The 18257-nt window shown below is 73.5% G+C and carries 16 protein-coding genes and 1 riboswitch; of the genes, 5 read left to right on the top strand and 11 right to left on the bottom strand.

All coding sequences use genetic code 11. The features are described from left to right. Positions 1–11 precede the first annotated feature (11 nt). The gene (locus AB0G10_RS34845) at positions 12–857 is read right to left on the bottom strand and encodes an LLM class flavin-dependent oxidoreductase (RefSeq protein WP_360931721.1); all 846 of its coding nucleotides are present in this window, start codon (positions 855–857) and stop codon (positions 12–14) included. Between the two features lie 125 nt (positions 858–982). On the opposite strand from AB0G10_RS34845, the gene AB0G10_RS34850 reads away from it, so the two are divergent. After that, the gene (locus AB0G10_RS34850; RefSeq protein WP_360931724.1) at positions 983–1234 is read left to right on the top strand and encodes a hypothetical protein; all 252 of its coding nucleotides are present in this window, start codon (positions 983–985) and stop codon (positions 1232–1234) included. 75 nt (positions 1235–1309) lie between these two features. Here the strand turns inward: AB0G10_RS34850 and AB0G10_RS34855 are convergent, their stop codons facing one another. Together AB0G10_RS34855 and AB0G10_RS34860 are read right to left on the bottom strand one after the other, a co-directional pair. Next, positions 1310–1612, bottom strand: a complete 303-nt coding sequence (locus AB0G10_RS34855) for an STAS domain-containing protein (protein WP_360931727.1) — start codon at positions 1610–1612, stop codon at positions 1310–1312. After that, positions 1609–5700 carry a SpoIIE family protein phosphatase gene (locus tag AB0G10_RS34860; RefSeq protein ID WP_360931730.1) on the bottom strand — a complete coding sequence of 1364 codons (4092 nt, stop codon included), beginning with the start codon at positions 5698–5700 and terminating at the stop codon, positions 1609–1611. Before AB0G10_RS34860 ends, AB0G10_RS34855 begins: the two co-directional genes overlap by 4 nt. Positions 5701–5909: 209 nt before the next feature. Between AB0G10_RS34860 and AB0G10_RS34865 the strand changes: the two genes are divergently transcribed. Further along, positions 5910–6668 carry a transglutaminase-like domain-containing protein gene (locus tag AB0G10_RS34865; protein WP_360931733.1) on the top strand — a complete coding sequence of 253 codons (759 nt, stop codon included), beginning with the start codon at positions 5910–5912 and terminating at the stop codon, positions 6666–6668. Continuing rightward, complete coding sequence (locus tag AB0G10_RS34870) at positions 6668–7717, top strand: alcohol dehydrogenase catalytic domain-containing protein (protein WP_360931736.1); 1050 nt, start codon at positions 6668–6670, stop codon at positions 7715–7717. The genes AB0G10_RS34865 and AB0G10_RS34870 overlap by 1 nt, the downstream gene beginning before the upstream one ends. Here the strand turns inward: AB0G10_RS34870 and AB0G10_RS34875 are convergent. The 5 genes from AB0G10_RS34875 to AB0G10_RS34895 form a co-directional block, all read right to left on the bottom strand. Continuing rightward, positions 7675–8700 (bottom strand): hypothetical protein, encoded by a 1026-nt coding sequence (locus AB0G10_RS34875; protein ID WP_360931739.1) that lies wholly within the window; start codon positions 8698–8700, stop codon positions 7675–7677. The two genes, AB0G10_RS34870 and AB0G10_RS34875, sit on opposite strands and share 43 nt — an antisense overlap. Continuing rightward, positions 8697–9677, bottom strand: coding sequence for an alpha/beta hydrolase fold domain-containing protein (locus AB0G10_RS34880; RefSeq protein WP_360931742.1), 981 nt, complete (start codon positions 9675–9677; stop codon positions 8697–8699). The genes AB0G10_RS34875 and AB0G10_RS34880 overlap by 4 nt, the downstream gene beginning before the upstream one ends. Positions 9678–9777: 100 nt before the next feature. Further along, the gene (locus AB0G10_RS34885) at positions 9778–10767 is read right to left on the bottom strand and encodes a nitronate monooxygenase (protein ID WP_360931744.1); all 990 of its coding nucleotides are present in this window, start codon (positions 10765–10767) and stop codon (positions 9778–9780) included. Positions 10768–10846: 79 nt separating this feature from the next. After that, positions 10847–11608 (bottom strand): sulfite exporter TauE/SafE family protein, encoded by a 762-nt coding sequence (locus AB0G10_RS34890; RefSeq protein WP_360931747.1) that lies wholly within the window; start codon positions 11606–11608, stop codon positions 10847–10849. A 67-nt stretch (positions 11609–11675) separates the two neighbouring features. Further along, positions 11676–12218, bottom strand: coding sequence for a transglycosylase family protein (locus AB0G10_RS34895; protein WP_360931750.1), 543 nt, complete (start codon positions 12216–12218; stop codon positions 11676–11678). After that, positions 12217–12396: riboswitch (cyclic di-AMP (ydaO/yuaA leader) on the bottom strand. (Overlaps the previous gene by 2 nt.) 212 nt (positions 12397–12608) lie before the next feature. On the opposite strand from AB0G10_RS34895, the gene AB0G10_RS34900 reads away from it, so the two are divergent. Beyond that, positions 12609–13817: an MFS transporter gene (locus AB0G10_RS34900; RefSeq protein WP_360931753.1), complete on the top strand. Its 1209-nt coding sequence runs from the start codon at positions 12609–12611 to the stop codon at positions 13815–13817. Further along, positions 13817–14698, top strand: coding sequence for a hypothetical protein (locus AB0G10_RS34905; RefSeq protein ID WP_360931755.1), 882 nt, complete (start codon positions 13817–13819; stop codon positions 14696–14698). The genes AB0G10_RS34900 and AB0G10_RS34905 overlap by 1 nt, the downstream gene beginning before the upstream one ends. A 91-nt stretch (positions 14699–14789) precedes the next feature. Here AB0G10_RS34905 and AB0G10_RS34910 read toward each other — a convergent pair whose 3' ends face one another. The 3 genes from AB0G10_RS34910 to AB0G10_RS34920 are packed head-to-tail and all read right to left on the bottom strand — an operon-like array spanning position 14790 to position 18204. Beyond that, positions 14790–15527, bottom strand: a complete 738-nt coding sequence (locus AB0G10_RS34910; RefSeq protein ID WP_360931758.1) for a dienelactone hydrolase family protein — start codon at positions 15525–15527, stop codon at positions 14790–14792. A gap of 41 nt (positions 15528–15568) precedes the next feature. Then, positions 15569–17146 carry a hypothetical protein gene (locus AB0G10_RS34915; RefSeq protein ID WP_360931761.1) on the bottom strand — a complete coding sequence of 526 codons (1578 nt, stop codon included), beginning with the start codon at positions 17144–17146 and terminating at the stop codon, positions 15569–15571. Then, entirely contained in the window at positions 17143–18204 is a 1062-nt protein-coding gene (locus tag AB0G10_RS34920) for a DUF3500 domain-containing protein (protein ID WP_360931764.1), read from the bottom strand. Before AB0G10_RS34920 ends, AB0G10_RS34915 begins: the two co-directional genes overlap by 4 nt. Positions 18205–18257 lie beyond the last annotated feature (53 nt).

The raw sequence follows: 18257 nt of genomic DNA on the forward strand, positions 1-18257 counted from the left end.
GAGCGACAGGGTCAGAGCGCGGCGACCCGCTCCAGCACCCCGAGCCGCCGGTCCGCGTCGTCGCCGCGCGGCCACGGCACCACGAGCCGGGACGCGCCGATGACGGTGTAGCGGCCGAGGCAGTCCCGGTAGGCCTCCTCCGAGTCCAGGGGACGCTCCCCGCCGTACCCGAGCACCACCACGGCCGGCAGCGTGTCCGGGTCCCGGCCGGCCCGCGCGCAGGCCTCGCGCAGCAGGCCGAGCTGCCGGGCCACCTCGGCGAACGGGGTGGCGGCGCCGACCCGCGGATCCTTCACCACGTCCTGGGTGATCCACAGGTCGGCGCAGGCGGCCGCCACGGCCATCCCGCGCGGCCCGGTGGCGGCCACCGCGATCGGCGGCCGGCCCGCCCCGCCGCCGACGTCCGCGGCCCGGGCCGTGAAGAACTCCCCGTCCAGGGTCGGCGCCGGCTCGGTCAGCAGCCGGTGGGTGTGCGCCGCGAACTCGGCGAACCGGCGCCCGCGCACGCCCGCGGTCAGCGGCGGCGTGCCCAGCGCCTCGGCGTCCGCGCCCGGCCCGCCGGCGCCCAGCCCCAGGACGAACCGGCCGCCGCTGATCGCGTCCAGCGCCAGCGCCGCCTTCGCGGTGGTGACCGGGTGCCGGAAGTTCGGCGCGGTCACCATGGTGCCCACCCCGATCCGGGTGGTCACCGCCGCGGCGGCCGCGAGCGTGGCGTACGCGTCGTGCCACACCGGCCGGCCGCCGAGCGTCAGGTGGTCCCAGAGCCAGCCCCGCCCGATCCCCATCCGGTCGGCGCGCTCCCATTCCCGGCGCGACTCCGGCCACTGCCGGTCGGGCCACATCAACACGTCGAGCATCCGGCCGAGCCTAGGGCAACCATCCGCCCGGGATGAGGCGAGGCCGGCCGCCCGCCGGTGATGATCCGGTTAACCGGATCGGGAACGGGGCAAGTCGCTGTGAAAGCCCCTTGGGAGGACACCTGATGACCATCTACGACAGCACGGTCGACGCCAAGAGCAACATCGCGCCCTCCGGCGACACCGCCGAGATCGCGGCGGACACCGAGGCGGCCGTCGAGGAGCTGGTGGGTAAGGACCGCCGCCGCATCCTGCCGATCATCCTGGCCACGGCCGCGATCGCGGCGGTCGTCGCCGCCGGGGTCTACGGCACCGCCAAGGCCGTCGAGGCGCGCCGGTCGCGCAGCCGCTGGGACGCGCTCCTCCGCCGCTTCTGACCGACGGAAGCTCTGCTGACCGGCGGAGAAGCACCGACGAGAAAGGACCGGCCCAGCGGGCCGGTCCTTTCTCGTTCACAGACCCCGGACCGTCGTCAGCTCGGCCAGCCCGGACACGTTGAGCAGCGGCGCCAGCAGCGGCCCGGTCACCACCTCGATCCGGTCGGCGTGCCGGAACAGCGTCGCCAGGCCCGCGCTGTCCAGGTATTCCACGGCGGTCAGGTCGACCAGCAGCAGGGCCGCGTCCGACCCGGACACCGCGGCCTCCAGCGCCGAGGCGAACCGGTCGGCGTTGCTCATGTCGATCTCACCGGCCGCCGCGAGAACCGGGACGCCGTCGGGCCGCTGCCCGTTGGTCAGCTGAAGCGCCGTGGTCATGGGACGATCCTCGCCTGCATGTCGATGGTGGTGCCGGCGATGCCGGTGGTGACGGTGACGTGGTGCATGAACGCCCTCATCAGCATGAGGCCCCGACCACGGTACGGGTTGTCGGCCTCGCGCGGCGTCCGCCATTGTCCGTTGTCCACGACCGTGAGGCGCAGGTCCTCGGCGGTGGCGATGGCGCGCAGGCGGATCTGCCCGCCCCGGTCCCGGTGCCCGTGCTCGATCGCGTTGGCGCACGCCTCCCCCGCCGCGACCAGCACGTTCTGGATCGTCACCGGGTCGATGGCGCAGCGCTCCAGCCAGCCGCGCAGCGCCGAGCGCACCGGGGCGAGCCGGGACGCCTCGGCCGGGAACTCCAGCTCGAGCGGGCCCGGCTGCCGGTAGATCAGCAGGGCGACGTCGTCGTCGTACCCGCCGGCCGGGGCGAGCCGGTCCATCACCTCGTCGGCCAGGTCGTCGATCGGCGTGCTGCGGCCCAGCCGTACCGCGTCGGTGGCCGCCTCGATGCCGGCCGTGAGCGGCTGCCGCCGGCGCTCCACCAGGCCGTCGGTGTAGAGCAGCAGCGTGGCCCGCGGCGGCATCCGGTATTCGGCCTCGACCCGCTCCATCTGGGGCCGGATCGCGAGCGGCCGGGACCGGCCCCGGTCGAGCAGCTCGATGGTGCCGTCGGCGTGCGCCGCGATGGGCGGCGGGTGCCCGGCGCTCGAGTAGACCAGGTGCCCGGTCGCCGGGTCGAGCACGCCGCAGAACACGGTGGCGCAGGTGGCGCCGGGCAGCAGCGCCGCGAACCGGTCCAGGGCGGTCAGCGTGCGGGCCGGCCCGGTGTCCTGCAGCAGCAGGGCCCGGCAGGCGCTGCGCAGCTGGCCCATCACGGTCGCGGCGGGCAGCCCGTGGCCGACGCAGTCGCCGACCACGATGCCGATCCGGCCGTCCGGCAGGGTGACCGTGTCGTACCAGTCGCCGCCCACCTTGAGCGGCCGGGTGGCCGGCTCGTAGCGCACCGCGAACCCGGCCGGCAGCTGCGCCGGGCCGAGGATGGCCCGCTGCAGCGCCAGCGCGGTCTCCCGCTGCTGGTCGATCTGGTGCACCCGGCGCAGGCCCTGGCCGAGGTGGCCGGCGAGCAGGGCGAGCAGCGTCTCGTCCTGCTCGGTGAACGGCCGCCGGTCGCCGAGCTCCAGCCAGACGACCATGGTGCCGTCCGGGTGGGCCAGCGCGATGCCGGCGCCGGCGAGCTGCTCGCTGACCGCGGTGAGCGGCGGCCCGTCACGCAGCGCGGCCATCGAGTCCCGGCGGGCCTGCGGGAGGGCCTCCCAGGTGAGCTCCTCGTCGGTGGCGTGGAACGCCGGCGCCCCGGAACCGTCGAACACGGCTGCCGACACGTACCCGGCATGCCAGAGACCCCGCAGCTCCGCAAGCGCGCCGCCCAGCGCGCCCGGCAGGTCGTCGGCCTGCGACAGCCGCAGGCTGAGCGAGGCCACGGCGCTCTCCCGCTGGATCGCGTAGTGCTCGTCGGTGACGTCCCGGAACGTGCCGACGATCACCTGCTGCCCGCTGTCCGGGTCGCGGACCTGGGTGAACGCGGCCGCCACCCACAGCCGGTGCCCGTCACGGTGGGTGACCGGGATGGTGTAGGTGCCGTGCTGGTGGGTGGTGAGCAGGTCGAAGGCGTCGGACACCTCGGCGTGCGCGTCGGCGTCCGACGCGGCGTCCGGCCACCACGGGTGCACCGGCCGGTACGGCAGGCCCTCCTGCCCGTAGCCGAGGATGTCGGTGAACGCCTTGTTGATCTCGATGACCGAGCCCTCCGCGTCACAGACGAAGAAGGCCTCCTGCAGCTGCTCGACCAGCGCGGTCCGCCACCGGGTGTGGTGGTTGCGCAACCGGGCCAGCTCGACGTTGGCGCGCACCCGGGCCAGCAGCTCGGCCGCCGAGAACGGCTTGAACAGGTAGTCGTCGGCGCCCGCCTCGAGACCCTCGATCGCGGCCTCCTGACCGGCGCGGGCGGAGAGCAGCAGCACCGGGACGCCGACCGTGCGCGAGTCCGCCCGCAGCGCCGCCACCAGCTCCAGGCCGTCCATCACCGGCATCATGACGTCGCTGATCACCAGGTCGGGCGCGTCGGCGCGGGCCGCGTCGAGCGCCTGCCGGCCGTCGCCGACCGCGGTGACCAGGTGACCGGCCGAGCGCAGCAGCCGGGCCAGGTAGTCGCGCATGTCCGCGTTGTCGTCGGCGACCAGCACCCGGGCCGGGTCCCCGGCCACCGGGGCGGGCACCTCGACCGGCACCTCGCCGCCGGACGGCAGCCAGCGCAGCGCCTCCTGCACGAACGGGTCGGCGCCGGACGGGAACGCCGGCACGCCCGAGGAGCCCGCCACCGCGTCGGCCGGCAGGTGCGCCGCGCCGAACGGCAGCCGGATGGTGAACGTCGTGCCCTCACCGTGGGTGCTCTCCGCGCCGACCGTGCCGCCGTGCAGCAGGATCAGCTCCTTCACCATGGCCAGGCCGATGCCGCTGCCCTCGTTCGACCGCGACCGGGCGTTCTCGATCCGGTGGAAGCGCTCGAACAGCCGGGGCATCTCCTCCTGCGGCACCCCGACGCCGGTGTCGGCGACCGTCACCACGGCGTTGCCGTGGTCGGCGCGCACGCTGACCCGGATGCCGCCGTCGAAGGTGAACTTCAGGGCGTTGCTGAGCAGGTTGAGGACCACCTTCTCCCACATGCCGCGGTCGACGAAGACCGGCTCCGGCAGCGGCGGGCAGTCCACCTCGAACGTCAGGCCGGCCCGCTCGACCGCGGACCGGAACACGCTGGCCAGCTCGGCCGTGGTGGCGGCCAGGTCGACCGGCTCGTAGCGGGCCTGCATCCGGCCGGCCTCGAGCCGGGAGAAGTCGAGCAGCGCGTTGACCAGCTTGCCGAGGCGCAGCCCGTTGCGGCGCATCACCTCGACCTCCTCGCGCAGCGCCGGGTCGACGCGGCCGCGCAACTCCTCCAGCGGACCCATGATCAGGGTGAGCGGGGTGCGGAACTCGTGGCTGATGTTGGAGAAGAAGGTGGTCTTCGCGCGGTCCAGCTCGGCGAGCTCCTCGGCCCGCCGCTGCTGGGCCCGGTAGCTGCGGGCGCTGGCGATCCCGGCGGCCACGTGGCCGGCGGTCAGCTCGACGAAGCCGCGGTACGACTCGTCCAGCGGCCGGTACCGGTTCAGCGCCGCGACCAGGAACCCGTACGGCGCGCCGCCCTGCCGCAGCAGCGGGACCAGCAGCGCCTGCGACGGCGGCTCGGGCCAGTCGCCTCCCGGCAGCGCCTCGAAGGCCGGACCGGTCAGCTCCACCAGCGCCGACTCGTGCCGGACCGGGCCCTCGATCGGCCACACCCCGCCCGCCTCACCGATGATCGGCGCGGCCGGGTGCCCGGCCGCGATCCCGGTCGACGAGGCCAGCAGCGCCCGCCCGTCCTCGGCGAACAGGTAGGTGAGCGTGAACGGCAGGTCCTTGAGGTTCTTGCCGAGTTGCTGCGCCGTGAACGCCAGCATCTCCTGCTCGGTGCGGATCACGCTCGGGTCCGAGCCGATGTCACGCAGCGTCGCCATCCGGCGCTCGCCGATGACCCGGTCGGTCTCCTCGCTGACCACGCAGAGCATCCCGACCAGCTCGCCGTCGTCGTCGCGCAGCGGGCTGTAGGAGAAGGTGTGGTAGGTCTCCTCCGGGTATCCGGAGCGCTCCAGGAAGAGCAGCAGGCCCTCGTCCCAGGTGGCCTCGCCGGTGCTCAGCACGTTCTCGATCCGGGGGCCGATGTCACCCCAGATCTCCTTCCACACTTCATTGGCCGACCGGCCGAGCGCCCACGGGTACTTGCGCCCCAGCGTGTCGCGCCGGTATGCCGCGTTGCAGAAGAAGGTGAGCTCCGGCCCCCACGCCATCCACATCGGGAAGCGTGACGCCAGCAGGATGCTGACCGCCGTGCGCAGACTCTGCGGCCACGCGCCCGGGGGTCCGAGCGGCGTCTGCGTCCAGTCCACGGCGGCCAGGTCACGGCCGACGTCGCCACCCGCGGCGAACACGTCCGCCGCAGCCGTACCGCTCATGTGCCCCGATTCTCCCCGCGTCGAGCTGATCGAGCCGATCGGCATGCCGCCGACCGGCCCGCAGACAACGTAGCCGACGAGCCGTCCCCGGGCTCGCGCACGATAGGAGGACTTGCCTCCGCGGCCCGCATTCAAAACCTTTTCATGGGTACGCCGCAGCGCCCGTGCGCATCGTGCCCGCACGACTGCGGCCCGCTACCGTGCCACGGGTGGACTACGCCTCTCCCGGACCGCTCAGCGCCCTGCCCGCCGGCCCGCACCTCGACGACCTGCCCGCCGCGCCGGACGCGCTGGCCGGGATCGTCCAGCATCTCGTCCTGCACCCGCTCGAGGCCGCCCCGCACCACCTGCCCGAGGAACGGTTCGCCACCAACCAGGTCCGGCCGGCCGCCGCCCTGGTCACCGCCCTGCTCGGCCTCGACCCGGCGCCGCTGGCCGTGCCCCGCCCGCCGGAGCGCCGGATCGTCGGCACGTGCCGGCACTTCACCGTGCTCGCCGTCGCGCTGCTGCGGCACCGGGGCGTGCCGGCGCGGGCCCGGTGCGGGTTCGCCACCTACTTCCAGGAGGGGCACGGCCTCGACCACTGGGTGGCCGAGTACCGCGCGGACGGCCGCTGGGTGCGCTTCGACGCCCAGCTCGGCCGGTTCCCCGAGCCGGGGACGTTCCTGTCCGGCGGGGAGGCCTGGTCGGCGTACCGGGAAGGCCGCATCGACGCGGCCCGGTTCGGCGTCGGCGGCACCGGGAACTGGGGACCGGCCGAGATCCGGGGCAACGTGATCCGCGACCTGGCCGCGCTCAACAAGGTCGAGACGCTGCCCTGGGACGAGTGGGGCCGGATGGAGGCGTCCTACCGGGGCGAGACCGGCGACGACTACGACGCGCTGATGGACCGGATCGCCGCCGCGGACGACCCGGCCGCCCTCTACGGCGTGCAGGACCTCGCGGCGCCGCGTGCTCTACTGGACTGATGATCATGCGGGCGCTGGTGTTCACCGGGCCGGGCCGGGCCGAGGTCCTCCCGGTGCCCGTCCCGGTCGCCGGGGACGGGCAGGTCGTCGTCGACGTCGAGCGGGCCGGCGTCTGCGGCACCGACGTCGAACTGTTCACCGGCGAGATGAGCTATCTCGCGAGCGGCCGGTCCTCGTACCCTCTGCGCCCGGGCCACGAATGGGCCGGCGTCGTCACGGCGGCCGGGCCGGGCGTGGACCCGTCCTGGCTGGGCCGCCGGGTCACCGGCGACACGATGATCGCCTGCGGCACGTGCCGGCGCTGCCTGGCCGGCCGGCACCACGTCTGCGCCGCGATGCGGGAGATCGGCATCGCCGACGGGCTGCCCGGCGCGCTCGCCGAGAAGCTGGCGTTCCCGGCCCGCTACCTGCACGCCCTGCCGGACGCCGTGGACGCCACGGTCGGCGCGCTCGTCGAGCCCGGCGGCAACGCCCAGCGCGCGGTCGCGGCGGCCGGCCTGGTCCCCGGCGAGCGGCTGCTCGTCCTCGGCACCGGCACGATCGGGCTGCTGGCCGCCATGATCGCCCGCGCCCGCGGCATCGAGGTGCACCTGCTCGGGCAGCACCTCGGCTTCGCCCGCTCGCTCGGGTTCGACCGGGCCTGGACGCTGCCGGAGCTGCCGGACCTCGCCTGGGACGCGGTCGTCGACGCCAGCAACGCCCCGTCGCTGCCCGGGCTCGCGGTGCGGCTGGTCGAGCCGGGCAGGCGGGTCGTCTACATCGGGCTGGCCGGCACGCCGAGCACCGTCGACACCCGCGAACTGGTGCTCAAGGACGTCACGGCGGTGGGCATCCTCGGGGCGTCGGCCGGCCTCGAGGACGTGGCCGGAGCGTACGCGCGGAGACTCGTCGACCCGGAACCGCTGGTCGCCGCGGTCGTCGGCCTCGACGAGGTGGCCGGCGTGCTGGCCGGCCGCCGCCCGCCCGGCGCCGGCGACGGCCCCAAGATCCTGGTCGACCCCACCCGTCAACGGCCCAGCCGGTTCACCCAGAGCCAGGCCCGCATGTAGCCGTACTCGCTCCCGCCGTACACGTAGCCCCACGCCACCGACGGGTCCACGACCGGCCCGAGCTCGTCGACGATCTCCTTGGCCTCGGCGCGCCGGCCGGCCAGCACCAGGTGCAGCGCTACCCAGTGCAGGCACTCCCGGCTCCGCTCGCCCGCGGGCACGCCGGTGCGCCACTTCGCCACCCAGCCGTCCATCTCCCGGCGCACCTCCGGCCGGCGGAAGTAGGCGCGGCAGGCCCGCAGCCCCTTACCCGGCGCGGCGTTCCAGGTGTACTCGCGCAGCACGTACTCGTAGTGCGCGAACAGCGGCAGCAGCACGGTGTCCGACCCGGCCGGCGCGGCTGCGGCCGCCTCCCGGGCGATCGCGAACATCCGCTCGTGCGAGCCGAACCACTTCTGGCAGCGCAGGCTCAGCGCGGTCAGGTGCAGCCCGAAGTGGTGCGGGGCGCGGCGGCGGCCCTCGGCGTAGACCTCCTCGAAGCCGGCCCGGGCCTCCTGGTCGCCGAACATGGTCCGCAGCTTGCGCACCCACGGCAGCGGGTCACCCGGCGCGGCCAGGGCGATCGCCCGGTCGGCCGCCCGGCCGGCCAGCCCGGACTGCAGGTGGAACGCGCGGAACTGCTCCGGCGTCGTCTCCGCGGCCGAGGCCGAGCCGCGCGCCCGGGCGGCCCGGAGCTGCAGCGTCGCGGCCTGGATCTGCGCGGCGTCCGGGTCGTCCGGCGACGCCTCCAGCCAGCGCTGCAGCCACGCGCCGTCGGTCGCCGCGGCGGCGGCGAGCAGGTCGGCGCGCCGGCCCCGCAGCTCCCCGTCGGCGCCGGCGTCGGCCATCAGCTTCGCGGCGGCCGGCCAGTCGCCGCGGACCGCCCGGTGCCGCGCCTCCCGCTCGCCCGGGTCGCGCGGCGGCAGATCCTCGGTGAACTCCGGCGGGTCGGGGACGGGACCGTGGAACAGAGCGTGGATCAGGTACCGCAGGAACATCGTCACGGCGAGATGATATTCACCTGCATCACATCGATCACCTCGGTGGCCGCGACCGTGAACGGCTCGCCGAGGCAGCCGTGCACGGCGTTCGGCGCGAGGTGCACGGTCACCGGCACCCCGGCGGCGCGCAGCCGGTCCGCGAAGGCCTCCCCCGAGCTGCGCAGGGTGTCGTGCTCACAGTTGACGATCAGCGTCCGCGGCAGGCCGGCCACCTCGCCGTTCGCCGGGAACGCGTAGGGGTCGCCCAGGTCGTCGCAGTAGTGCCGGCTCATCGCCGCCACCCACTCGGGCGAGAAGAACACGGCCCTCCTGCCCCGGATCGCCGCGAGCTCGGCCGGCTCCCACGGCGGCAGCGCCGCGTGCACGGACGGATAGATCAGCGCCAGCGAGGCGGGCGGCTGCCCCGCGCCGTCGCGCAGCCGCTTCGCCACCCCGGCCGCGAGGCTCGCGCCGGCGCTCGCCCCGCCGAGGTGCAGCCGCTCGGCCGGCACCCCGAACCGGTCCGCGTTCATGACGGCCCACAGCCACCCGGTGAGCACGTCGTCCGACCCGGCCGGGTAGCGCACCCCGCGCAGCGCCTTGCGGTAGCCGACGGTCAGCACCGCGATCCCGCGGGCGGCCAGGGCCAGCGCCGTGAAGTGCGCCTCGGCCATCCGCAGCGAGCCGCTCACGAACGCGCCGCCGTGCACCCACACCAGCCCGGCCGCCGGCGTGCCCGGACCCCGGTAGAGCATCGCCGGCACCCCGGCCGGCTGCTCGGTGACCGTCACGGCGGCGAGCTGCGGGAACCGGTCGAACAACTCGGCGTCGGTCGGCCCGGTCTCCGGCAGGTCCCCGGCGATCTCCAGCATCCGCACGTAGTCGGGCACCGCCGGCAGGTCGCCGCCGGCGGCCCGGAGCAGGACCGCCCGGCGGAGGGTGCGGGGCAGCCGGTGCAGCCCCTTCATCGCGTAGCCAAGAACCGTCCCGGTAGCCGTCATGGCTACCGAAAGTAGACCCGTCCCGGCGGTCCCGCCGAGCCGACAGGCCCGGGCTTCACCCGCTCAGGCGTGCGATCACCTCGGCCGCCGGCCCGGGGCTTCACGCGCTCAGGCGTGCGATCAGGTCGGCCACCGGCCCGGGCCTCGCGTGCCGGAACCCGGTGCCGGCCCACAGGTTCAGCGCGCCCGGATCGCCCTTCGCGGCGGCCGCGGCCCGGATCGGCGCGGTCAGGTGATGCACGGCCGGATAGCCGATCGGCGCCGCCGCGTCGTGCTCGTCGATGAACCGGTTGCGCAGCCCGCGCGCCGGCTGCCCGGTGAACGCCCTGGTCACCACGGTCTCGGTGAACTCGCCGGAGAGCATCGCGGCCCGCTGCGCCGGCCGGGTCCCGGCCTCGTCGGCGAGCAGGAACGCGGTCCCGCACTGCACCGCCGCGGCGCCCGCCTCGAGCAGCCCGTGCACGTCGCCGGCGGTGCCGACCCCGCCCGCCGCGATCACCGGGAGCCCCTCGGTCACCGCCCGGACCGCGGCGAGGGCCTCCAGGGCGGTGCTCGTCCCGGCATATCCGGCGGGGTCGGTCGTGGACGCGTGCCCGCCCGCCGCACCGGCCTGCGCGATCAGCCCGTCCGGCTCGACGGCGAGGGCCGCCCGCGCCTCGGCCGCGCTGGTCACCGTGATCAGCACGGTCGAGCCGGCGTCGTGCAGCCTCTCCACAATCCCCGGATCGGGTACGCCGAACGTGAAGCTCACGACCGGAACCCGGAATCGGGCGGCGAGCTCCACCTTGGCCGCGAAGTGGTCGTCGTCCTCCGTCCGCAGCGGGGGCAGGTCCACCCCGTACCGATCGGCTTCTCCCCGCAGTGAAAGCCGGTATGCCGCCAGCGGCGCCGGATCCGCGGGCGCCGGCATCGGCACGAAGATGTTGAGCCCGTGCGGGATCGCGTCGACCTGCCGGAGCTCCGCCGCGACGGCGTCGGGCGTCTTGTAGCCGGCCGCCAGGAACCCCAGCGCCCCGGCCCGGGCGGCGCCGGCGACCAGCGCGACGGTGGACGGCCCGCCGGCCATCGGGGCGACGATCACTTCACGCATGCCGCGACCCTACGATGCCCGCGCACCGCCTCTAGAGCATCCTAGGAATCTAGGATGCGGCGTCCTAGGATCCTAGCTTTCACGACGACGCGGGCGACGCCCCCGCCTCGTGCCAGAGGAACGTGGCGAGCGCCAGCGCCGCCAGCCCGATCGCCACCCGCAGCGGCCGCTCCGGCGTGCGCCGCACCAGGGCGGGCCCGATCCAGCTGCCGAGCAGGCATCCGGCCGCGAGCAGCGCGGCGGCCGTCCAGTGCACCGGCGCGATGAGGGCGTAGAGCAGCGCGGCCGCCACGTTGGAGAAGCCGAGGACGACGGTCTTGACCGCGTTCGTGACGGCGAGCGGCTCGGCGGCCGCCACCGACAGCGCGGCCAGCATCATGACGCCGGCGCCCGCGCCGAAGTAGCCGCCGTAGACCGCGATCAGCAGCACCGCGACGGCGAGGGGCGGGCGCCGGCCGGGACGCACGTACCAGGCCCGCAGCGGCTCGCGGAACAGCAGCATGAGCCCGCCGAGCGCGATCAGCCCGGGTACGACCCGCTCGAACGCCGACGACGGGGTGCTCATCAGCAGCACCGCCCCGGCCGTGCCGCCGGCCACGCCGGTGACGCCGTGCCGGGCGATCCGGCGGGCCTGGCCGCGCAGTTCCGGGCGGGAACCGGCGGCGGCGCCGAACGCCGTGGAGAGCAGCGCGACCGTGTTGGTGACGTTCGCGGCCACCGGCGGGATGCCGACGGCCAGCAGGGCCGGATAGCTGACGACCGACGCGAGCCCGCCCATCGACCCGGCGAGACCCCCGCCGACCCCGCCCAGGAACAGCAGGACGGCGTGGGCGAGGGTCATGATCCGTCAGGGTACCCAGCCGCGCTGGACCTGCGCCCGCACCCGATGCCGGCGCAGGTCCGGGCGGTCACTTCAGGCGCAGGCGCTGACCCACGTAGATCACGCTCGGGCTGTCGAGCCGATCCTTGTTCAACCGGTACAGCGTCTTCCAGCCACCCTTGATCTTGTACTTCTTGGCGATCTTCGCGAGGGTGTCGCCGGACTTCACGACATACGTACCCTTGACGGCCTTGACCTTCTTGCCGGTGCCGGCCTTCTTGTAGACGCCCGGCTTCTTGCCGCAGACCGGCCACGGCTTGAGCCCGCGTTTCTTGTAGAGCTTCGTCGCGACCTTGATCTGCTCGGCCTTCGTGGCCCGGTCGGCGGTCGGGGCGTACTTGCCGCCCCCGTTCGCCTTCCACGTGCTGCGGCTGAACTGCAAGCCACCGTAGTACCCGTTCCCGGTGTTGATGTGCCACCGGCCGCCCGACTCGCATTTCGCCAGGACGTCCCAGTTCACCTGCCGGGCCGCCTGGGCCGGGCTCGCCGGCGCGAGAAGCACACCGGCTCCGGTGATGCCCGCGGTCACCAGACCGAGGGCGAGGCGCGTTCGTCTACCGATCCGAGACATGGATGATCCTCCACGCCTGCGAGGTGAGCTGTCGGGTTCGGACAGAGGCGCCCGGCCGTCGTCTTCGCGGCTTCACCCCGAGGCGCCGTCACTTTCCGGCGCCGTACTGATTGGGTCCCCCGCTCCTGCCCTGCGAATAGATTCCCCGGGCGGCGGCAGGATTCGGCGGACCGCCCGCGGTGCCCGCCATCGCGGGACGGCCACGACGGTAACCACGCCCATCGACGGAATTCCAAGCCTGAGGGCCGGGATAGTGACGTTCTTCTCAGTATTCGCCCTATTTGATCTTGTTTGTGACCTGGAATGGCAGGCATTTCCGAATGAGGAGGTCCGTCGCTTTGCGCGGCTGCCACCCCGTACAGTTAATTGTCTTTTTAATAGAGTGGGCTCATGCTCTGGACCGCCACCTTCACCCGGTACTTCATCGCCCGCTCGGTCTCGGCCTTCGGCGACGCGATGCTGACCGTGGCCGCCGCACTCGCGGTCGGCGGGATCTACGGCGCGACCGGCGTCGGCGTGGTCCTGGCGGCGTGGATGGTGCCGTTCCTCGGGTTCATCCTCTTCGGCGGCGTGTTCGCGGACCGGATCGGCGCCCGCCCGCTCATGCTCGCGGCCGACCTGATCAGGCTGGTCGCCCAGGCGGTCACGGCCGTCGCGTTCTTCACCGGCACCCCGCCGCTCTGGCTGCTGATCACCTGCTCGGCGGTGAGCGGCACGGCCGCCGCGATGTTCCAGCCCGGCGTCAACGGCATCGTCCCGCAGGTCACCGACGATCCCAACCGCGCCAACGCCACGATCCGGATGGCGAACGCCGTCGCCGAGCTGCTCGGTCCCGCCGCGGCCGGCATCCTGTTCGGCTTCTTCGGCGCCGGGCTCGTCTACGCGGTCGACGCCGCCACGTTCGCGATCAGCGCGCTCTGCCTGGCCGGCCTGCGCGTCGGCAGGGTCAGCCGCCCCGCGAGCTCGACGATCAAGGACCTCACCGAGGGCTGGCGCGAGTTCCGGGCCCGCACCTGGATCTGGAGCGTGATCCTGGTCTGGATCGCCTACGGGATCTTCCTCTTCGGACCACTGATCCCGCTCGGTGCGGTGCTGGTGAGTCAAAATCAAGGGCCTTCATCGTACGGGTGGATGCAGTCGGCGATCGGAGCGGGCACGATCGTGGGTGGCCTGCTCGCGCTACGGTTCCCACCCCGTCGCCCGCTCGCGACCGGCGCCGTGGCGATGTTCGCCTTCGTGCTGCTGCCGCTGGCCATCGCCCTGCACGCCGAGCTGCCGCTCCTGCTGGCCGCGGCCGGGGCGAACGGCCTGGTCTGGGCGTTCTGGTCGATCCAGTGGCAGACCAGCGTGCAGACCCAGACCCCGCCCGAGCTGCTCAACCGGATGACCTCCTACGAGGTGCTCGGCTCCACCGGCAGCCTCCCGATCGGCCAGGCCCTGGCCGGCCCGGTGGCGGGCGCGGTCGGCGCCGAACGCGTCCTCGGCGTCTCGGTCGTGGTCGGCGTGCTGGGCAGCGCGACCCTGCTGCTCATCCCGGCGGTCCGCCGCCTGGGACGGGCAGTCCCCGCCGAGGACGGAACCCGGCTACAGTCCCGATGATGCGGGTCTTGTCTCGGGCGGTGGCCGTCGTCGATCTGCTGCCCGCCGCGCTGCTCGCCGCTCTTCCCGCCGCTCTTCTCGCCGCTCTTCTCGCCGCTTGCGATGCAGCCCCGGAGAGTCCGGATCCGCCGCTCGCGATCAGCGCCACGGCCGAGCAGTGGCGCGTCCACGAGGTGAACCGCCAGCTCGCGATCGCCCTGCACAACGAGGGGCCCACGCCGATCCGGGTGGCCCGGGTCGAGCCGGTCCTGCCGTCCTTCGAGGGCGAGACCGCGGCCGACACCGACGCGCTGCTCCCGGTCGGCGGCCTGCGCGTCGACGTGCCGGTCACGTTCGGCACCGGCGGCTGCACGCCGGCCCGCTCCGCGCCGTCCCGGGTGATCGTCACGGCCCGGCCGGAGAACGCGACATCCTGGCAGAAGGTCACCGTCGACCTGCCCGACCCGAACCCGCTGCTCGACCAGCTCCTCGCCATCGACTGCGCCGCCGACCGGGTCGAGCAGAGCGTCACCCTCGCCTTCGGCCCGTGGCAGGACCTCGGCCCGGACGGCGTCCGCGGCAGCCTCGAGATCACCCGCACCGCCGCCGCGACCGGGGCCGTGCGGGTCACCGAGCTCGACGGCAACGTCCTCTACCGGCTCGCCTTCCCCGGCCGGCGGGAGGCCGCGGTCACCGCCGCCCGGCCCCGGGCGAGCATCCCGATCGTCGTGACGCCGCTGCGCTGCGACCTGCACGCGTTCGCCGAGGTGAAGAAGCCGTTCGAGTTCCCGGTCCGGGTCGCCCTCGACGATGCCGAACCGCTGGCCGGCACCGTCCCGGTCGACGAGGACGACCGGACGGCCCTCGACACCATGCTCCGGCGCATCTGCAAGGTCCCCTGAATCCTCCCGGCCTTTTCAGCGCGATCGGCCTTTTTCAGCACGATCGGCCTTTTTCAGCGCGATCAACCTTTTTCAGCGCGATCAACCTTTTTCAGCGCGATCGGCCCCGGAAGAACGACACCGCCTCGGCCAGCGCCAGGTCGGTCAGCTCCGGGTCGTGCCGCGGCCCGACGTCCCGCATGAACGCGTGCTCCCCACCCCGGTAGACGTGCAGCTCCACATCGTCCAGCCCGGCCGCGTAGAGCGCCGAGACGATCTCCAGCCGCGCGCCGGCCGGCACGTGCGGATCGTTCGAGCCGAACACGACCAGCAGCCGGCCCCGGATCTCGGCGGCCCGGACCAGGGAGCCGGGGTCGTCGGCGCCGAGCGCGCCGTTCTGCAGCCCGGTCGGATAGAAGCAGACGGTCGCCTCCACCCGCTGATCGAAAGCGGCCCGGAACGCCAGGTGCCCGCCGAGGCAGAACCCGGTCACGAACAGCGCGCCGATCCCGTCGTACGCGGCCATCCAGTCGAGCACGGCCTGCCGGTCGGCGTCGAAGGAGGCGGTCGTGGTGGCCGCCGCCGCGTCGAGGCCGGCCTTCTTGCCGGCGTCGTCGAACTCGAGGGCGACCCCGGCCACCGCGCCGTGCGGGTAGATCTCCGGCACCACGACGACGTACCCGGCGGCCGCTATCCGCCGCGCGGTCCGCAGCGTCGACTCGGTCAGCTGGAAGATGTCGGTGTAGAGCAGCACCCCCGGCCACGACCCGGCACCGACCGGCGCGATCACCGCCGTCCGGATGTCCCCGGCCGCCGACGGCACCGCGACGATTTCCTCACGCAACTTCACAGCACGAACCCCACTGTCGCAGACGGATCATCAAAGGAGAGTCAGAGAGCCTCGGCCAGCCCGCTCACGGTCATCACCACGCCGAGCACCACGACGATCGCGGCCGACACTACCGGCAGGCGGCGCAGCAGCGGCCCGGGGCGTACGTCGGTGAACCGATCCCGCGCGGTGACCAGGATCAGCCCCAGCCCGACGAGCACGGCGCCGAGCCCCGCGCTGAACGCCACGATCATGGTGAGCCCGAGCGCCGTCCGGTTCAGGCCCACCGCGAGGATCAGCACGCCGAGCGCCTCCGGGCACGGGATCAGACCGCCCGCCGCGCCCATGGCGGCCAGCTCCCGGCGGCTCCCGGTGGAGATCGGGGCGGCTTTCGCACGCTCTTTCACGAGGTACGGCCCCCGCGCGGTCCCCGCCCAGCGCCCACCCTCGCGATCGAAGTCCTCGGCGTTCCCGGCTTCTCGCGCTTCCCGGGCTTCTCGCGTTTCCCAGGCTTCCCCGGCTTCCTCGAAGTCCCCGTCGTGATCGCCCGCGTGCCGGTGCCCCGCGAGCGCCCGCCCTTGTCCGCTGGCAGCGTGAATCTGTCCGCTGGCAGCGTGCCCCCTCCCACCCCCCACATGAGAATGGAAGCCGGAACCCCGCAGGTGCTCCCCGAAGGCGTGGGTGTGGACGCCATCCGCACCCCGCAGGCGACGCCGCAGGATCCGCAGGCCGAGGGCGAGCACGACCGCCCCGGTCACCACCTGCAACCCAGGCACGAGGAGGCTCGGCATGACATAGTGCCCCACGGCGAGGACGGCCGCTCCCAGCAGCAGCACCGATCCGGTGTGCGTCACCGTGACGATCCCGCCCAGCGCGACGGCCTGGCGGGGTGTGCCACGGGACCCGACGAGATAGGCCGCCAGCATCGCCTTGCCGTGCCCGGGCGTCAGCGCGTGCAGGGCGCCGAGCAGAGCGCACACGCCGATCAGCAGGGCGAGCGCGAGCGGCGACTCGATCGGTGTGCGCAGGGCGGCCAGCATCGCTCCGCCCGTACTCTCGCCGGTCTTCACCTCGGACACGGCAGCCGGCGCCACGGCAGCCGGCGCGAGCCCGACGGCGATCGCGCGCCCCTCATGACCGCGCCGGATCGAACTGGCCGCCCGCCCGGCGTCCTTGGCGACCAGCACGCTCATCTGAATACGAGTCTTCTGCTCGGCGATGTACCCATCGGTGATCGCGAACGCCCCGGTCGAAGCGGCAAGCGGCGCCGTGGCCCGCACCGTGATCGCACCACCCCCGGCAGCGAGGAGGTCATAGGGCGGATAGCTCGACCCGGTGACGCTGAGCTCCGCAGGCGCGCCGTCCGTGGCCAGGGCGAGCGCTGCCTCAACCCGCCCATCATGAGCAGCGATCTCAGCGTCACTGAGCACCCGGTCCCCATCACCATCAAGCGACCGCGCAAATCCGGGAGCGACGAGCGCCCCTGGCACGATGTCCACCTGCACATCAAGGGTGGCCGCAGCCGGGGTCAGATACACCTGCTGGATGACCTCATCCAGCGAGTGGGCAAAGGCGGGGGCGGGGGCGGGGCCCATCACACCGCACACCACGGCCGCCATCAGGGCGAGCTTTTTGATCAATTGAGTTCGGCCCCGTAGTCGTTGTCGGGCTCGCGGTAGATCGAGTGGATGTGGGTCACGCCGCCGGCGTTGGCGCCCTGGCCCTGCTGGTGGGCGAACTCGATGATCAGGGAGGGGCTCTGGACGCGGTAGTAGATCGGCTCGCCCTCGGTGACCTTGCCGGACCAGGCGAACCAGGTCTTGTCGAGGTTGTTCTCGGCGTCCTCGATCTTGGATTGGGCCTGGGATGGCGTGAGCGGGCTGAGCCACTCGGTGACCAGGGCCATGAGGAGCTCTTTCTGCTCTTCGGAGAAGGTGGAGACCTTGACGCCCTCCTCGGCCGGCTTCTTGCCGTCCTGCTGCGCGCCGAGGACGATCTCGGTGATCGCGGTGTCGAGCTGGGCGGCGTCCTGCTGCTCGTCGTCGAGGGCGTCCATCACGGCGAACGCGGCGTCGGTCTCGCCCTTCAGGGGTTCGACAGTGGTGCCGGACGTCGTGTAGGAGGCCGGCTGCGCACCCCACAGCGTCGGCGCCATCGTCATGTGGTCGCCCTTGAGGGTGAGGTTGACCGCGAGGTGGTGGCCGCCGTACTGAATGGTCCAGATCTCCGTCTCGGAGGGCGTGCCCAGAATCCGGATCCAGTAGTGGTCGGCGCCGAAGTCGAGGTCCATCCCGCCCTCGGCCTTGAGCACGCCGTCGCCGGTGGTGATGCCGGTGACCTGGGCGTATCCGTCGGCGCTGAGGGCGGCCTGCAAGATCTTGAGGACGGCGGCCTGCTGCGCCGTGGAGAGCGCGTCCATCCGCAGGCCGTCCCGTTTGAAGAGCTGGTCGGGCAGGTTGGACCACTTCGCCAGGTTCTCGGTGGTGCGCTCACCCTGGACCGCCGACTTCTGGGTGTCGTCGAGCAGGGCCAGGAACGCGTTGGTGGCGTTGAGGACGTCCTCGGTGCCGCCGGTCGAGGTGCTCGCCGCCGTCGAGGCCGCCGCCGTCGGGGTCGCGGTGGTCGTCTCCTCGTCGTCACCGCCCCCGCAGCCGGCCGTGAGCAGTATCAGCAAGGCGGCGGTGCAGGGTTTGAGCATCCGTCTCTCCCGTCCGGTTTGTGCACTCGACCGGAAGGTAGCCCCGCCGCTCC

This window comes from Actinoplanes sp. NPDC023714, assembly GCF_040639855.1.
Lineage (GTDB): Bacteria > Actinomycetota > Actinomycetes > Mycobacteriales > Micromonosporaceae > Actinoplanes.

Coding starts and splice junctions, on each gene's coding strand:
- AB0G10_RS34845 (WP_360931721.1), bottom strand. CDS start 857: ATGCTCGACGTGTTGATGTGGCCCGACCGGCAGTGGCCGGAGTCGCGC.
- AB0G10_RS34850 (WP_360931724.1), top strand. CDS start 983: ATGACCATCTACGACAGCACGGTCGACGCCAAGAGCAACATCGCGCCC.
- AB0G10_RS34855 (WP_360931727.1), bottom strand. CDS start 1,612: ATGACCACGGCGCTTCAGCTGACCAACGGGCAGCGGCCCGACGGCGTC.
- AB0G10_RS34860 (WP_360931730.1), bottom strand. CDS start 5,700: ATGAGCGGTACGGCTGCGGCGGACGTGTTCGCCGCGGGTGGCGACGTC.
- AB0G10_RS34870 (WP_360931736.1), top strand. CDS start 6,668: ATGATCATGCGGGCGCTGGTGTTCACCGGGCCGGGCCGGGCCGAGGTC.
- AB0G10_RS34880 (WP_360931742.1), bottom strand. CDS start 9,677: ATGACGGCTACCGGGACGGTTCTTGGCTACGCGATGAAGGGGCTGCAC.
- AB0G10_RS34885 (WP_360931744.1), bottom strand. CDS start 10,767: ATGCGTGAAGTGATCGTCGCCCCGATGGCCGGCGGGCCGTCCACCGTC.
- AB0G10_RS34890 (WP_360931747.1), bottom strand. CDS start 11,608: ATGACCCTCGCCCACGCCGTCCTGCTGTTCCTGGGCGGGGTCGGCGGG.
- AB0G10_RS34895 (WP_360931750.1), bottom strand. CDS start 12,218: ATGTCTCGGATCGGTAGACGAACGCGCCTCGCCCTCGGTCTGGTGACC.
- AB0G10_RS34900 (WP_360931753.1), top strand. CDS start 12,609: ATGCTCTGGACCGCCACCTTCACCCGGTACTTCATCGCCCGCTCGGTC.
- AB0G10_RS34905 (WP_360931755.1), top strand. CDS start 13,817: ATGCGGGTCTTGTCTCGGGCGGTGGCCGTCGTCGATCTGCTGCCCGCC.
- AB0G10_RS34920 (WP_360931764.1), bottom strand. CDS start 18,204: ATGCTCAAACCCTGCACCGCCGCCTTGCTGATACTGCTCACGGCCGGC.